Genomic DNA, 16,546 nt, shown 5'->3' on the forward strand with positions numbered 1-16,546 from the left:
GTGCTAACAAAGCCATGCACAGGATGTCAAAAAGCATTGAATAAGTCATCACCCAAATACGCTTTTGTCCAAAAGCGAGTTGCGATGAATGTCCACAAATCGCTCGAACCTGCCTGTCAGATTTTGTCTCGTTCAATTATCGAAGAGTGTCAGATGAAGTTGTGACTAAACCAGATTATACGCTCTCCTTTTTGGGAGCGCTCTAAATTTGCATCAAATCGTTTTAGTAGCACTTTAAGCCTGTTGACGCTCTTGGTTAAGGTTCTAAAGTGCCCATCCGCAGTTCGGTGTCTGTTCGCATTAATACGCACGCCAGAAGAGAGCAATTTTTGTATTTACTCTGCTCCTCTACTGAGTAAGGTTCAGTTGTAAAAATCGAACCAGGCAAAGAGCAAATCGTGCTAAGTATTCTTTTCTAATATGTCTTTGTATTTATTGCGGTACAGTGATTTGACATCAGAAGACATTCCTTTAAATAGTGCTTTGAACTTTGCCAACACTTCTTCATCTTCTAAGTCATCTTGCATTGATTCCATTTGTTCGATGGTGGCAAGGTCAGCGTAAGACTCAAAGCCTGCAACTGCGGTGTTAATGAAGTCACTCATATCTTTGCTACGATTGGTCATAGCAAGCAGCTCTGCTGCATTTTGATAGTATTCAAAATTCTCGTACTCATCGTGTTTTTCAGAGTTAACTTGCACCACGAAATACGATGAACTCTCGTAGGCGTTTCCGTCTTTATCCTTCAGTATATTGTCAATTGATAGATTATAACCCTCATCGATAAAAGCCTGTGCTTTTTTGGACGAGGAATCTATACAGATAATACGGCCACTTTGTAATCGCGGGTGGTTAGGTCGGTTGTAAAACAGGTTCAGTGCTAAGCGGGGGATAATTGGGTCATCTTTATCGAACAGTTTCCAGAGTTTCGAAATGAAATTTGCAGTTGATTTAGCTGCTGCCATGTAAGGCACATATTCCATGAAAAAGGGCAGTCCACCAAGACTGTCCGTTCCGCTTTTAATCGCGTCGAAGACATCATCGTAATTATCCAATTCCATCACCTTGGTCGTTAGCCTTACAGGTTGCCCAGTATAGCTTTTGGTGTAGTAGATTAACTCATGGCCAAATGTATCTGCACCGAAACTCTCGATTACAAGGCGGTCATCATTGAATGAAGTGGCAGGATTATAGTAAGTGATAGCTTCAGCAGCAGGCTTTTTCTCTTCAATCGTTTTCACAAAGGACGAAATCATTATCTGCTCATTATTTTTGTTCTTGCCATCGGGGTAGTACAGAAAGTGGCGTAAATACCTAACAACGAGAGGTTTACCAATTTCGATATTTTTGTAATCCGACGCCCGCTCAGTCTCACCGCCTTCTGAAACAGGCACAGACTTATATGGGCTTTTAAGCTTTCCATTGACACTTAACAAACAAACAGACCGTTTTCCTGCGATATTCTCATTTTCGAGTGATGGTCCGCGGCGATTTTGGTTGTTTCTCCATGAGTGATTATTTCTTGTCATGATGTGAATCCTATTATCGGGTTTAAGTAAAAACACAGATAAGAAGACATGTCCTACAACCGCACCTCAGGATGTCCTTTCCAATTAATCAATTCGTTTTCGATAACGCGCTAAATGTATTGGTTGAAGTTCTTCTTATTGCCTCCAGAAAATAACCGCAATTTATTCATTGTTATCTTGCCTGTTTAAATATTAGACACCATACTGCTTGCATCAAGTTTTTATGACGATTTAGTCAACATTCGGTTTTTGTTTATTTTTAAAAATTGAGAAACAGTTTGCTCACAATCCTCATTAGAACGAGTCTGGCGAACAACTGGGTTTAAAGGTCAAGAAGTTTGACCTATTTCTGATGAATACAGCAGCGAGTGTTGGCCTCAACGAATCTAAAAAGGGATAAACTATGGTGAATTTAATTGTTTGTTGTGACGGCACTTGGAACAATATGGAACAGGAAGACAATGGAGTACCAGCACCGACTAATGTGGTAAAGCTATACAACTCATTGTCGAAAACAGATTCATCGGATACAGAACAGTTAAAGTATTATCACCCAGGTTTAGGCGGAGAAAATACTGGGGTAAAAGATGCCATTATTGATGGAGCTTTAGGAAAGAGTATAAAGCGCCACATATGTAGTGCGTATTATTGGTTGGCTGAAAATTATAGTGATGGAGATAAAGTCTATATTTTCGGTTTTAGCCGAGGAGCATTCACTGCTAGAAGTTTAGGCGGTCTTTTAGGGCTAGGTTTATTGGACTTTAAAGATACTTTAGATGACGACATACGCTGGCGTAAAACCCATTCTCATTATGACTATTACAGAACCGGCTCTAACCCTTTACCATCCCAAGACTATTTTGCTAACCGTAACCCATTACCCATTAAATTTATTGGAGTATGGGACACGGTAGGTGCACTAGGGATCCCTAATGATTTTGAAGTTCTCAACTTACTCGATAATCCGGCATCTTGGTCATTTCATGATACAGAGTTAGGAGACCACATTGAAATTGCTCGACACGCTATGGCAATGGATGAGGTCCGAAGCAGCTTTAGTGTTACGCGCTGGTCTGGAAACTTAACGACTCGAAATGTTCAAGAGAAATGGTTTCCAGGTGTACATTCTGATGTCGGTGGAGGTTATGCAGATTCGGCTTTATCTGACATTGCTTTAAGATGGATGCTAGAAGAGGCGCATTACGCAGGCTTAGGTCTAAGAAGCAGAGTATTCAAACAGTTAAAGCCAAACCCAGCAGGACCGCTACATAACTCTTATAAAGGTGTGTTCTCTAAATTACGTTCTAGGCCACGTAACGTTTGTGAAGTAACAAATACCTCACAAGGAGATTTTCATGAGAGCGTATTTACAAGGCAAGATATTTCACCCATAGAACACCCGCAATACTGGCCTACCCAAAAGCTAGATGTTGGCAGTTCATTAACTGTTGACGTATTCGCTAAAGAACGTTGGAATCCTTCATGCTTATATATGGAGTTGGAGGAGGAGTATATTTTCTCAAGCAGTGGAAGATGGCAAGACAGCAAAGACTCATGTGATTGGAATGGAACTGAAGATGGTAATCTTACTATCGGTGATATCATCAGATTTGGCTCTTCGATATGGGGTTTAGCAGAGAAAAAATTTAAGAAACTGGCACAAAACAAATCCACGGATTTTCTCTTTACGAAGCGTATAGAAAATATGCCTTGGTTCATTGCTGTAGGATGCATAGCAAATGACAGTGGTGTTAAAGACGCTGTACTTAATGACGGCAGTCCTAACCCTCATCAATTCTTTTGTTTACCTAACCATTCAGAAGTTGTATCACCACTTAAAGTTACCGCCCCTGGTTACTTTTATACTTTTGCAAATGATGTTTGGGCTTTATATAGCAATAACCATGGAAGCATTAAGCTAACTATCAAACGAATAAAATAAAAGGTTTCCATCCACGAATGCTTAGTGATTGAGTAGCAACTGTTTTACTGATCAATTTATTTTAGACCAGGAAATAAAGTCGGAATTAAAATTGACAATTTAAAGTATAAGGTGTTTAGTTATTATAGGTTAATAAATGAACAGAACCCTAGCCAAGGACGGTTTGTATGGTTCACTTCAGACTCTTAAAGGTTTGTCTTTTAGGGACAGCGATTAGCGTGCAAAGTCTCTTCTGTTTAGCCGAGAACTCTAATGAATTCTATCTCGACGAAAAGATAACGAACGTTCAGCGAACAGAGCTTTTCACTTACTTTGGCATGCCAAATAGCACCCTTATTACAAGACCCAAACAGGTTCTGGTAAACCTCTCTTACGCTGTTGAGTACGACGAAGACAAAATCAAAGACCTCTGGATAATCTCTGAACCGGTTTTCGACAATTCAGAAAGGAAATTACCTAATGGAACAGTTATACCAAGCGGCTTTTTTAAAATAATTGTACGACAAACTAGTTACAAGGAAAGTTCTGTCCAAGCTATATCAGTTTACTTTCCTCATGTTCGAACACCGGAAGTTGTTAATTTTCAATTAGTAACAGTCGATTGGTTAGAAGATAAAACTCATCTCGATTTTATGCCAAACCTACCGGATGATATTGAGACCATGGTTGAATCGACTGGTCGCTCCTTAGTATGGGAAAAATTGTAGTTCTAGGGCTAGGGAAGTTCACTAATAGAGTTAAGTGAAATCTTAGTGGGTTGGGTTTGGACATAGCTTTTTTTTAGATTGTTGCTTGTTACGGAGGATTGTTTTGAAAGAATCATGGAGATCACCGTTTTTTTATCTTGGCTTATGCGCTTCGCTATTAGCAACTGGAATGGCTATAGATACTAAGTGGAGAAGTTTTGATGTCATACCGGACAGCGTAATCCCTTATATTGTTTGGATTTGTTTGGTTCTGCTTTGTTTAGCGCTAATTATGTTTACGATTTCATCCGTAGGCTTACTAAATAGCTTCGATCATTTATCGATACTTAGAAATAGAAACGTTCTATATGAGCAACATGACTCCTCAGCTACCTGGGCACAACCGGTCAATTTGGAAAGGTTTAGAAAATCGGGAACGCAAGTGGGCGTTAGCAAAAGGCTCTGTACTGGTTATGGCTGGTCCGTTATATCTCTCACAGAATTTAGAGACAATTGGAAAAAGCGATGTCCCGGTTCCTACTCACTATTGGAAAGTTATTTACGATACTCAAACAGGTGATGCGATAGCATTTTTGATTGATCACGAAGATCTTAAAACCTCACAGCTTGATGACTATCTGGTATCAGTCGATGAGATAGAAGAAGTATCTGGTCTTGATCTACTCAGCAGCTTACCAAATTCTTTAGAACAAAGTATCGAATCAATGAAAAGGTCAACTCAGTGGTGAGTAATTTAGGTTTATGCGCCTATTTTTTAAAGGCTTACGCTTTTAAAGCGCTTTCTACTTTTTGAAATTGTGTTCAATAAATAGCTTTCTGAACATAAGTAGACAAAGAAGGGAACCAGATGGAGAGTAAGAAGACGCAAAACAAATCCTCTGCATGGGAGCACTCTATCCCATGGTTTATGACAATAATTTCTACTCTGGTGCTCATCGCTTTGGCATGGTTCTTAATAGAGAATTTAAATTGGTTTAAGTTGAAAGCTACCAACACAGAAGCTTGGAGTTACGACCTCTACCAGATTCATATTCATCATATCCACGTAGCAATGGTTAAGCGTTCTGTTGGGCTATTTTCTGGTTTTTCTGCGTTGTTTATTGGAATTGCGGTTTGCTTTTATTCAATAAAACGTCAAACAAACTTATCGGTTGAATCAGCAAATATATCAATGGCTTTAGCCACCAGTTCTCCGGGAATCGTTACTATGATAATAGGTGCTGCACTTATCGCGTACTCTATTGGAAGTAAGGATAGTTTTCCAGGGTACACTCCTCAAGGTTTATCGCCGAAGTCGAAAAATAGTCAGACACAGGGGGAAAGAGTTTTTACCCCCCCGGTAACTCTTAGAGCTAAAGGAGACGGATCATGAAACGAATTGCTTACGTAGCATCTATCTTAGTGTTTGGTACACAAGCTATTGAACTTCCAACTCCTGACCAATATTCATATAAGGCTACTTGTGAAGCGTTAGTGATTGAAATTAGTAAAGTTAAAACAAATTTCGAAGTAAATATTCTAAATACTGCATATTCAATTATGTGCAATGGGCGTGGATTCAAAGAGCTCGATAATTACAGTAAATTAGTAGAACACTCACTTCAGGAGGAAGGTGTTTTTTCTTGCTTAGATTTTAAAGGTCAGGTTGTATTGACTAAAGAGAGTCCGACGAATACTGGTGGGTTCTACAATTACCCTAGTCAAACATTTAATGATTGGGTGCAGAGTAATTTTGGCTCATTTACAAACTCGACCAGTCCTGATGTAAGCAAATATCTTTACCTACAACAAAACAAGGCCTTTAAAATGACTAAAGAGCAACTTTTACTTGAAATAGATAAAATTAGTCAGGGACCGGGTATCCTTGAGAGGCCTTTAATAAAGACTACTCAACCATAGAGGTGTTTAAGAGAAACATTTGCTAGTTTGCGATACATAACCACCTCCTCACTTGTAAAGTAGACTAACCTAGCAAGTGGTAAGGCCTGAGAACTCTCGACACTTTCCGGATTCTAAGAAACGGTTAACCGTAACTCGAAATTGCCCCATTGTTTGTTAGGCGGATAGTTCAATAATATCTTAAAAGCACGCCTTCATCCCTAGCAAAACTTATCGTTTTATGAAGCGCTTTTGCAATGCTTGCTCGAGGTGAATTTGTCGAAAACTGAGCATTTAGAGCTGCGCAGTTTTTCACTGTGATTATATACAGTTGCTACATTTCGCATGCTGCTTTTCTCAAAACGATATATTAAATTTAAACACTGCCTATTGATAAAACTAAAAGAAAACCTCAGAGTAGACAATAAGTTAAATAGGGAGCATAAATAGACTAGCGACTTTGCGCTAGGTCACATTTTCTGTGATAGGAAGCATGCTCATTGAATGGGATAGGAAGCACGTGCTTCCTACTTAGCGTTATAAGGCTAAAAGGTTATGGCTAAATCATTTAAAGCAACTTTCTTAATTAGCACATTAATCTCATTGTTAGTCTGTTCTGGTATTTTGTATATTACTTGGCAACACAACCCTCAATGCGAGTTTCATTGTAACAACCAAATAAATTGGTTAGCGTGGTTGCCTTACGGTTTGATTTCAGGTGCTTTAAGTTTTTTGTTAATTGTAGGCTTAGCTTTTGGCGCTAATACATTAATAAAAGTATTGGTTAAAGCGCCATATAACAAGGCAATTAAGCGGGACTAAAAACAGTTTTCTTAGTTTCGCTTCGCTTCACATTTTAGCAAACAAATTTTAGCCCCTTATTGGGACGTTATAAATCATGATATATCTAGTAAGAATTCAGCAGATTTTATACTTTGTCGCATTAATTTTGTGGGGGCAATCTGCTATCAGGTATGCCATGGATGATTCGTTTGGCAATAGGTTTGTTGGCGCTACAGGTATAGCTACAATCTCGCTGGTTGTTCTTGCTGTGTCGTATTATTATCCAAGAGTAATAACCTATATATCATCCGTATTTATTGTTGGTATAGTAGCTTTAATAACACTTCTGCTACTTCAGTAGGAATTTATAACAATCGCAATCACTCGGACCGTATTTAAGCTGTCTTCGTTTTTGCAAAAGGGCCGCAAAAAGCGCAGCCACCTCAAATCCGTCCGGTGTTGCGGGCGTTAACACCAACTGTTCCATACTTTCGCTAATCCGAAACACTATTGAATAAATCATCGCCCAAACACGCTTTTGTCCAGAAACGTCTCAGCGTAATCGGCGCTAGCACTTATTTGAACAATAGACTAACGAAATTTCGGTAGGTCTTTGGAAGAGGTAAACGAGGTTTTTGGTTCTTCAATAAGAGGGCATGATTGATTGACCCTTGCGTTATAAGGTTCTAGATAATAGTGAATCGATCAAGTTTTGAATTAAAACTGTTAACGAACAGGTTTTGGGAATTTACCTTTTTGGCATAGTCGATAGATGTTACCGGCAGCTAAATAACAGTCTTTTTTCCCCACCCGAGATTAGTACCACGCTCTCGATGAGATATTCTTAAGTTACACTACCTGCTTTGCATTATTGAAGTGTCCTGTTGGATTAAAGCTGAACATAGCTGAGAGTGATTGGGAAACAGAACACAGTATCGGAAAGTAGTTGATTAGTCATTGAATTAGTCATGCTTAAAAATACAGAAGGGTTAGCAGAAGCTAACCCTTTGTAAAATATGGTCGGAACGAGAGGATTTGAACCTCCGACCCCCGACACCCCATGACGGTGCGCTACCAGGCTGCGCTACGTTCCGAATTGAGCAATGAATTTACTTAGCTATCAGAGTGCTGTCAATACACCACTTTGGTTTTTGTGCTTAAGTGTTCATTCAATGTACAAATTATTGTTGTGGTTGATAAAAACGCTTTAAGTCGTTTAATACTTGTACCAACATAGGCACAGATACACGAGCGTTGCTGGATTTTAGATCGCGATCTAACACCCGATAGCTACCTGATTGATTAAAGAGAGTAATCTGGTTGCGTTGAACAACAGCTTGTTGTTCTTGGTTACCTATTAATATCCAATCGCGCTTACGCTTCTTAAATAAGTTTTGTCCGGTACTATAGTTTGCGCTGTTAGATGCTACTGAGAGCATTTCTTCAAGCAAGGTTGGCACTATATCGTTATGGCTAGTATCACTGTGTAATAGTGATGGGTTTTTATCTGGCCAAGATATAAATAACGGCACTTGAGTTTGATAGCGGCTAAAGTTGCTATTGTTACCCCAATAGTTGCTATTACCATCGTTTAGTTCGTTTCCGTAATCGGATGTTACCACTAAAATGGTGCGTTCTAATTGGCCGCTTTGCGCTAGTTGTTGGTACACCTTGTTCAGTTGCGAGTCCACAACTGTGGCGGCATCTGAGTAATGTTGGCTTAAGGACTCAGGTGTCACTTCGCTCATGGTTTCACCGCTGCCATTGTCATAAGCAGCAACGCCATTTAGGTATAAAAAGTTAAACCAAGGAAGTTGCGCATATTGGCTTTGCTGCCAGATTAGCCATTCCTGTATGGCTTTCTCGTCACCCGCAGCTCCGCCAGGCCATTTAGTCATATCGAGGTTTGAAAGCGCGCTAAAGCTGGTTCCTGCTAATTCCGGCAGGTTTAAGCCACGGCTACTAAACAGTTCAATCTGATAGTTGCTGTCTTGAAGTGCAGACACCAATACAGAGCCTTGGCTTTCCGTTTTAAAGCTCGGCCAATAACTGGTTGGGATTCCGTAAAACAAACTAAATAAACCTTCTTGCGGTTTATTGCTGCCACTGTGGTGACTAAAAAACTGGCTAGAGCGTTTAGCTTGCTTCCAGCTATTTGGCATTGCTTGTTGGTTAAGCATATCCCAGCGCAAGCCTTCTACTACCACCAGCATCAAATTGTAGCGTTGTTCAACTTGGTCATATTTTAGTGGTGAGATAGGGTAGCGAAGTTGCCCTTGCTGCTCTTGTTCTTGTGCTTTGATTTGTTTGTAGTAGGCATCTACATCAAAAATGCCTTGCTCTTGTAAGAAGCTTCGCGCGGTAAGCGGGTAGAACAAGGGGTAGTTATTCTTTTGTCGAGTAATGGTGGTGTAGTTTGTTGCATCGGCCCAAGCGTGCACAAAGTGGGTTAACAAAAAGCAGATGAATAAGACACCAGCAATTGGACCACCAAGGCGTTTGTGCTCTAAACGGCGTAAATACTTCCAACACAGTTTTGCAAGCCAAAGCTCTAACAAAAAGATAAAGGGTACAGATACAAACAATAAGTTAAGTGTATTGGCTTGGCTGTTTTGCTCTTCATCTACAAGTAGTTCCAACAACGCTGGATTTAGGTGCAAATTAAAAGTGGCAAAGACCTCTGTATCAACAATCAGTAAGCTTATTCCGATGGTGGCGAACAACGCCCCAACAAAGCGCAATGAGCGATTACTAGGAATAACAAAACTGAGTGGAAATAGGGTAAGCAAGAAAATAACAAAGGCAATAAAGGAAAATTGCCCTAACCAACTCACAATTAAATAGCTTTGACCTAAAAATGTTTCCGGTGGGGTAGCCAGAACCAGATAACGTAGGCCAACAATTAAGGCCAAAATTATATTTGATAAACAAAACCAGTGGCCCCAGCTTATAAGCTGAGACACTTTGTCGCGGTACTGTTTTGAGCTATTTACCATTGCGAGACAGGAAATCCTTTTGTGTGCTTATTTTTCGTCGTTAATCGAATTTTTTAATGCTTTGGCAAAGCCCTCGGTGAGCTTTTTTCTTTGCTCTGGCGCAACACGCTGATTGATCATACAGGTAGCTGCATTGCCTAGTACCATTAGCGCCAAATCAGTGGTTACATTGTGATTGTCGACTACTTTGAGTACATCATTAAGTAATTGTTCCACCTGCTCTGTGGAATATTTTGAAACTATTGCCATTACTTCTCTGCAAATTTGCTGATAAAGACGCGTATAATACCCCACCTTGTCAGCAAACACTAACAGTAAGAGACTATGAGCATTTCCTTAAAACACCTTATTTTACATTCACTAGAGCTAGTTGAAGATGGCACCATTGGGCTGCAAGCACGAGCCGAAGAAATGGCTCATAGCGAAGAGGCGCTTAGCTTAATAGAGAGCTTACATCTTAACTATAGTGGAAGAGCAGCTAAAGGCTTTGGCTTTTATAACCAAGAAAATGACAGCCCCTTCAAACAACAATTGGATGCCTTATTAAGCCAAGACGTTGATTTTCATAAATACAGTGTTGATGCTGGCACGGTATTGATTGAAGAACTAAAGAAATATGATTTTGTAGAGCAAGGTGTATTGCTTCTGGCTAACTACGAGCATGTTGCTGGCGAGTATCTGCTTATCATGCTGCTAGAAAATAAAACCTCGCCTGCAGTAGACGATAGCTTAGAACTTACTGCTAGCCGCTATTTAGAAACCAGTTCTGTGCAACTTGCTGCACGCATCGATATTACTGATATGCAACGTAATCCTGAATCACAGCGTTATGTTTCTTATGTAAAAGGAAGAGCTGGGCGCAAAATTTCAGATTTCTTTGTGGAGTTCTTGGGTTGTGACGATGGCTTGGATGTAAAAATGCAAAATGCCGTACTTATGCAAGCTGTTGACGATTACTGCCAAGCGACTCAGTTAGATAAAGAAGAAAAGCTTGCCTATAAAGATGAAGTTAAGTCTTACTGTGAACAACAGCTAAAAGATGGCGAAGAAATTGTAGTAGGGGAGTTGGCTAAGGCTTTACCTACTGCCGAAGAGAATGTTGATTTCTACCAGTTTGCTGCTGAGAATTACCCCCTTGAAGAACAATTTCCAGCAGATCGAACAGCACTGAAAAAACTGGCTAAATGTTTTGGTCAAGGGAAAGGGGTGTCGGTAAGTTTCGAACAAAAATTGTTAGGAGATCGCGTTTTTTACGACGAAGCAACAGATACATTGACGATCGTTGGAATCCCACCTAACTTAAGAGAACAGTTGAAAAATAACAAATAAGTTAATTGGATTGCTTGAAAAGGTTATCAGTTTCAATTTTGTAGTTTAATTACTACATGGAAAGGTTTTCAAGTGTATCTGTTGGTAATTATGTTGTTTTATTACCACTGTTAGGTGATTAAATCACCTCTTGAGGCAGGCTGCACCTCGGTTTAGGGGTTTGTAGTATAATTTCAAAAGTGCGAGCTAAGTCATGTGTTAAGCCAGCCTTATGAGCTAGAATCTAGCGCAGCAAGTTACTCTTGCGACCCAAAAATAATCATAACGACAGTTAAGGAAAGGCTAATGAAAAAGACAATTCTTGCATCTGCTATTGCGGTTGCTTCTTTAGGCATGGCATCTAATGCTTTTGCTGCAATTGAAGAAGGCCAATTAACCATTTGGGTAAATGGTGATAAAGGCTACAACGGCTTGGCTGAAGTAGGTAAACGCTTTGAAGCTGATACTGGTGTTAAAGTAAGTGTTGCACACCCAGACGATGCCCCTGGTAAATTCCAACAAGCGGCTTCAACTGGTTCAGGTCCTGATATTTTCTTATGGGCTCACGACCGTTTCGGTGACTGGGTTGATGCAGGTCTATTAACTGAACTTAAGCCAAGTGCTGAGAAAAAAGCAGCAGTAGAAGACTTTGCTTGGAACGCGGTTACTATCGACGGCAAAGTATACGGCTACCCAATCGCTATTGAAGCGGTAGGTCTTATCTACAACAAAGACTTAGTGCCAAACCCTCCTAAGACTTGGGAAGAAATCCCTGCTCTAGATACAGAGCTTCAGAAGTCAGGTAAGCACGCTATCCTATGGGATTACAACAATACTTACTTCTCATGGCCTCTACTGGCTGCGAACGGTGGTTACATCTTCAAATACGAAAACGGTACTTACGACGTTAAAGACACTGGTGTAGCAACTGACGGCGCTAAAATGGGCGCTAAAGTAATTAAAGATCTTATCGAAAATGGTCACATGCCAAAAGGCGCTGACTACGGTGTAATGGACTCTGCCTTTAACAAAGGTGAAGTAGCAATGGTTATCAACGGTCCTTGGGCTTGGGATAACATGGAAAAAAGTGGCATCAACTACGGTGTAACTTACATTCCAACTATCAACGGTAACAAAGCTAAGCCAATGGTTGGTGTATTAGCAGGTGCAGTTAACTCTGCGTCACCTAACGCTGATTTAGCGGTAGAATTCCTAGAAAACTACCTTGTTACTAATGAAGGCTTGAAATCTGTGAATGACGATGTACCACTAGGTGCTGTAGCACTTAAGTCGTACATGGAAGAGCTTTCAAGCGACCCTCGCATCGCTGCAACTTTCGCAAACGCTCAAGATGGTGAGCCAATGCCTAACGTAGCTGCAATGGGTAAATTCTGGTCTGCGATGGCAACATCTCTAACCAACATCACTAGTGGTCGTCAACCTCTAGAGAAAGCACTAGACGCCGCTGCGCGTCGCATAGCGAAATAATACGGTCATATTATTTCGGTCAGGAGGAGGATATTGGTCTATCCTCCTCTTTATTAATTTCGGTCAAATACAAAGGTTGTACATAAGATGGGTCTTTCTGCGTCTCCAGGTTTTATGCAGGGCAAGTATGCTTGGCTAAAACTTCTGCTGATCACGGCGATTGTATTGCTTAACGGCTATGCAATTGTTTTGATGTATGCAGGTGGTGAATATGCATTTGCATTGCTCACCCTTGTTGTTGTTTCTACCGGTGTTTACGTTTTTTTAAGCAAAAAAATGTATGCGCACAGATATATCTTCCCCGGCATTGCGGGGATGGTCGTATTTATCATCTTCCCTCTGGCATACACCATTGGAATTGCTTTCACCAACTATAGTGGCACCAACTTATTGTCGCTTGAGCGGGTAGAGCAGTTACATATCCAGAAGACTTATATGGCGAAAGGCGGTTCATTTGACTTTCAGCTACATCAAGAATCTGAAGGTAAGTATGTTCTAGCACTGTCACAAGACGACAAATATTTTGTTACTCGTCCTGTTGAAGTAGTGTCTAACGCCGATGTTCGCGCACGCAAATTAACGCTGGCAACTAAGCGAATTAAATTACAAGAAGTTGACGCTTTACCTTCTAGTGAAAAAGCGCCAATTAAAGAAATTATCTCTCATCGTCAGTTCTTCAATAGCATCGTATTAGTTACGCCTAATCAAGATGAACTGGTTATGAATGGCCTTCGCAAATTCTCTGCGATGAAGCCTTTATATACACGCCTAGAAGATGGAGTAGTGCTAAAAGAGAGTGGCGCTATTTTACCAGGCCCTTCTATTCTGCGTAACAACCAGACTGGCGAGCTTATGCTGCCAAACATGGAAACAGGTTACTACCAGTACATTGATGGTGATGGCGAGTTTGTTGGTAACCGTTTAGCGCCTGGCTTTACTGTTGGCGTAGGTTGGAAAAACTTTGAACGTGTTGCTACCGATAAAGGTATTAAAGAACCGTTCATCGAAATCTTCATTTGGACAGTTATTTTTGCTGCTGCATCTGTAGCATTTACCTTAGCAATTGGTATGGTTTTAGCCTGTCTAATTCAGTGGGAAGAGCTAAAAGGTCGCGCTATTTATCGCGTAGTACTCATCCTCCCCTATGCAATTCCAGCCTTTATCTCAATCCTAGTATTTAAAGGTTTATTCAACCAAAACTTTGGTGAGATTAACGAAATCTTAAATGGCCTATTTGGCATCAAGCCAGACTGGTTTACTGATCCGGTAATGGCCAAGTCGATGATTTTGATTGTTAACACTTGGTTGGGTTACCCCTACATGATGATTTTATGTTTGGGTATGCTTAAGTCTATTCCAGAAGACTTATACGAAGCTTCTGCGATGGACGGTGCGGGTCCAATTAACAACTTCTTCAACATTACTGTTCCGTTGTTAATGAAACCTCTAACACCATTATTGGTGGCTTCTTTTGCCTTTAACTTTAACAACTTTGTTTTGATTCAGTTATTGACCAACGGTGGTCCTGATATCATTGGTGCTTCGACACCAGCTGGTACAACCGACTTACTCGTAAGTTACACCTACCGAATTGCCTTCCAAGGTGACGGTGGTCAGGATTATGGTCTTGCAAGTGCCATTGCAACCCTAATTTTCTTAGTGGTTGGTGCACTAGCATTGATTAACTTGAAACTAACTAAAGCTGATAAAACGGCATAAGGAGAAGCTACTATGGCAATGGTTCAACCTAAATCATTGAAATATAGAAAACTAGCTACTCACGTAGTGCTATGTTTGTTTCTATGTTTAATTATTTTCCCATTATTAATGGTAATCACAATTTCATTCCGTACTGGTAACTTTGCGGTAGGTGAATTGATTCCATCTAACCCTACTTTAGATCACTGGCGCTTGGCCTTAGGGATTACAGTTGTAAACCCAGATGGTTCATTAACACCGCCTCCATTCCCAGTACTAACTTGGTTATGGAACTCGATTAAAGTAGCGGGTATCTCAGCCTTACTAATCGTGGCTTTATCTACTACTAGTGCTTACGCATTTGCTCGTATGCGCTTTAGAGGTAAAGCAACCATTCTTAACGGTATGTTGATTTTCCAAATGTTCCCATCTGTATTGGCCTTGGTAGCAATTTACGCCTTGTTCAACAAGATTGGTGAATACATTCCTTGGTTGGGTCTAAACACTCACGGCGGGTTAATTTTCGCTTACCTAGGTGGTATTGCACTTCACGTGTGGACCATTAAAGGGTACTTCGAAACTATTGACCCGGCCTTAGAAGAGTCTGCTGCTATCGATGGCGCAACTCCTTGGCAAGCGTTTAGATTGGTATTGTTACCGCTTTCTGTTCCTATTTTGGCAGTAGTGTTCATTCTTGCATTCATTGGTGTAATTACCGAAGTACCAATGGCGTCTGTATTGATGCAAGATGTTGATAAGCTCACGCTCGCCGTAGGTGCTCAACAATATCTCTATCCGCAAAACTACTTGTGGGGCGATTTCGCCGCTGCAGCTGTATTGTCAGGATTCCCTATCACGCTAGTGTTCCTAATGGCTCAACGTTGGTTGGTCGGCGGGTTAACAGCTGGTGGTGTTAAAGGTTAAATTATTTGGGCGTAGCTACTGGTGTAGCTACGCAAAACAAGATTGATTGCGAGTAAAGCGAAGGCTTTATTCAGTTTGGAGCTAATAATGGCTGATGTAATTCTAAAAAATGTACGTAAAAACTACGATCCGGCAATTCACCAAGATACCTTGCGTGATATTAACCTAGATATTAAAGATGGCGAGTTTGTTGTATTTGTTGGTCCATCAGGTTGTGGTAAGTCAACGTTGCTACGTATGATTGCTGGCTTAGAAGATATTACTAGTGGTGAGCTTAACATCGGTAGTAAGTTCATGAATGACGTACCACCAGTAGAACGTAACGTAGGTATGGTGTTCCAGTCTTACGCACTATACCCACACATGGATTTACGCGAAAACATGTCTTTCGGCCTTAAATTGAAAAAGGTTGATAAAGATACAATTAAAACTCGAGTAGATAATGCTTCTGACATTCTAGGCCTAGATCCTCTTCTAGACCGTAAGCCAAAAGAGTTAAGTGGTGGTCAGCGTCAACGTGTTGCTATTGGTCGTTGTATTGTACAGCAACCAGGCGTATTCCTATTTGATGAGCCACTATCTAACCTTGATGCAGCACTTCGTGTGAAGATGCGTATCGAGATTGCTAAACTGCACAAAGAACTGCAATCAACTATCATCTACGTTACCCACGACCAAGTGGAAGCGATGACCTTAGCTGATAAGATTGTGGTACTTAGCCCACTAGACCCTAATGCTGCAACTAACTTGGAGCAATACGGTTCTCCGTTAGAGCTTTACCATAACCCAGCTAACAAGTTTGTTGCTGGCTTTATTGGTTCGCCAAAAATGAACTTCATCGAAGGCGAAATCGTAGAAACTGGTGAGCACGAAAGTAAAGTTAAGTTAGTGACTGGTGATGTTATCACTGCTGCGGTAGATACTAGCCGTGCAAGCGTAGGTGATTTAATTGAGCTTGGTTGCCGTCCTGAGCACTTGGTAGAAGATACCCATGCTCATGCAGAGAACTTCATTACAGGTACAGTAGTAGTTGCTGAACACCTAGGTTCAGAGTCTTACGTTTATATGGACGTTAAAGGCTTTGATTTCACCTTTAAAGCACGCAGCGAATTCCCAAGTAAAAATGGCGATGAACTACGTGTAGGTCTGCCAACTAAAGCTTGTTACTTGTTTGATAGCAATGGCATTGCGTTCCCGCGTACTGCCAAGTACAACAAAGACTAGAAGTTGACCGTTAATTCAAAAGCGACCCTCGGGTCGCTTTTTTTGTGCCTTGAATAGTGCTTACTCTGG

The 16,546-nt window shown here is 40.7% G+C and carries 13 protein-coding genes and 1 tRNA gene; 10 read left to right on the top strand and 4 right to left on the bottom strand.

The annotated features are described in order from the left end of the window. Positions 1-401: 401 nt before the first annotated feature. The gene (locus tag OAG1_RS09070; RefSeq protein WP_338625926.1) at positions 402-1,529 is read right to left on the bottom strand and encodes a hypothetical protein; all 1,128 of its coding nucleotides are present in this window, start codon (positions 1,527-1,529) and stop codon (positions 402-404) included. A 403-nt stretch (positions 1,530-1,932) separates the two neighbouring features. Here OAG1_RS09070 and OAG1_RS09075 point away from each other — a divergent pair, with 403 nt between their 5' ends. The 5 genes from OAG1_RS09075 (at position 1,933) to OAG1_RS09095 (ending at position 6,077) form a co-directional block, all read left to right on the top strand. Then, a complete protein-coding gene (locus OAG1_RS09075; protein ID WP_338625928.1) occupies positions 1,933-3,471 on the top strand; it encodes a DUF2235 domain-containing protein in 1,539 nt (512 codons plus the stop codon). A gap of 167 nt (positions 3,472-3,638) precedes the next feature. Next, positions 3,639-4,178 carry a DNA/RNA non-specific endonuclease gene (locus OAG1_RS09080; protein WP_338625930.1) on the top strand — a complete coding sequence of 180 codons (540 nt, stop codon included), beginning with the start codon at positions 3,639-3,641 and terminating at the stop codon, positions 4,176-4,178. A gap of 347 nt (positions 4,179-4,525) precedes the next feature. Further along, positions 4,526-4,906 carry a DNA/RNA non-specific endonuclease gene (locus tag OAG1_RS09085; protein ID WP_338625932.1) on the top strand — a complete coding sequence of 127 codons (381 nt, stop codon included), beginning with the start codon at positions 4,526-4,528 and terminating at the stop codon, positions 4,904-4,906. A 119-nt stretch (positions 4,907-5,025) separates the two neighbouring features. After that, positions 5,026-5,550 (top strand): hypothetical protein, encoded by a 525-nt coding sequence (locus OAG1_RS09090; RefSeq protein ID WP_338625935.1) that lies wholly within the window; start codon positions 5,026-5,028, stop codon positions 5,548-5,550. Then, positions 5,547-6,077 (top strand): hypothetical protein, encoded by a 531-nt coding sequence (locus tag OAG1_RS09095; protein WP_338625937.1) that lies wholly within the window; start codon positions 5,547-5,549, stop codon positions 6,075-6,077. Before OAG1_RS09090 ends, OAG1_RS09095 begins: the two co-directional genes overlap by 4 nt. A 1,779-nt stretch (positions 6,078-7,856) precedes the next feature. Here OAG1_RS09095 and OAG1_RS09100 read toward each other — a convergent pair. The 3 genes from OAG1_RS09100 to OAG1_RS09110 all read right to left on the bottom strand — a co-directional run bounded on the left by OAG1_RS09100 (position 7,857) and on the right by OAG1_RS09110 (position 10,084). Next, a tRNA-Pro gene (locus tag OAG1_RS09100) sits at positions 7,857-7,933 on the bottom strand. An 87-nt stretch (positions 7,934-8,020) separates the two neighbouring features. Continuing rightward, positions 8,021-9,835: a DUF3413 domain-containing protein gene (locus OAG1_RS09105; protein WP_338625939.1), complete on the bottom strand. Its 1,815-nt coding sequence runs from the start codon at positions 9,833-9,835 to the stop codon at positions 8,021-8,023. A gap of 27 nt (positions 9,836-9,862) precedes the next feature. Next, positions 9,863-10,084 carry a DUF1414 domain-containing protein gene (locus tag OAG1_RS09110; protein ID WP_040307371.1) on the bottom strand — a complete coding sequence of 74 codons (222 nt, stop codon included), beginning with the start codon at positions 10,082-10,084 and terminating at the stop codon, positions 9,863-9,865. Positions 10,085-10,159: 75 nt separating this feature from the next. Here OAG1_RS09110 and yejK point away from each other — a divergent pair, with 75 nt between their 5' ends. The 5 genes from yejK (at position 10,160) to ugpC (ending at position 16,477) form a co-directional block, all read left to right on the top strand. Further along, on the top strand, positions 10,160-11,164 hold the full coding sequence (gene yejK / locus OAG1_RS09115) for a nucleoid-associated protein YejK (protein WP_338625942.1): 1,005 nt from the start codon (positions 10,160-10,162) through the stop codon (positions 11,162-11,164). A 285-nt stretch (positions 11,165-11,449) separates the two neighbouring features. Continuing rightward, positions 11,450-12,631 (top strand): maltose/maltodextrin ABC transporter substrate-binding protein MalE, encoded by a 1,182-nt coding sequence (gene malE / locus OAG1_RS09120; protein WP_016402574.1) that lies wholly within the window; start codon positions 11,450-11,452, stop codon positions 12,629-12,631. Between the two features lie 87 nt (positions 12,632-12,718). Next, on the top strand, positions 12,719-14,350 hold the full coding sequence (malF, locus tag OAG1_RS09125) for a maltose ABC transporter permease MalF (RefSeq protein WP_338625945.1): 1,632 nt from the start codon (positions 12,719-12,721) through the stop codon (positions 14,348-14,350). 12 nt (positions 14,351-14,362) lie between these two features. Then, positions 14,363-15,253, top strand: a complete 891-nt coding sequence (gene malG, locus OAG1_RS09130) for a maltose ABC transporter permease MalG (protein WP_016402572.1) — start codon at positions 14,363-14,365, stop codon at positions 15,251-15,253. An 87-nt stretch (positions 15,254-15,340) separates the two neighbouring features. After that, complete coding sequence (ugpC, locus tag OAG1_RS09135) at positions 15,341-16,477, top strand: sn-glycerol-3-phosphate ABC transporter ATP-binding protein UgpC (protein WP_016402571.1); 1,137 nt, start codon at positions 15,341-15,343, stop codon at positions 16,475-16,477. The last annotated feature ends 69 nt before the right edge of the window (positions 16,478-16,546 follow it).

The sequence above is a fragment of the Agarivorans sp. OAG1 genome (genome assembly GCF_037076485.1).
Lineage (GTDB): Bacteria > Pseudomonadota > Gammaproteobacteria > Enterobacterales > Celerinatantimonadaceae > Agarivorans > Agarivorans albus.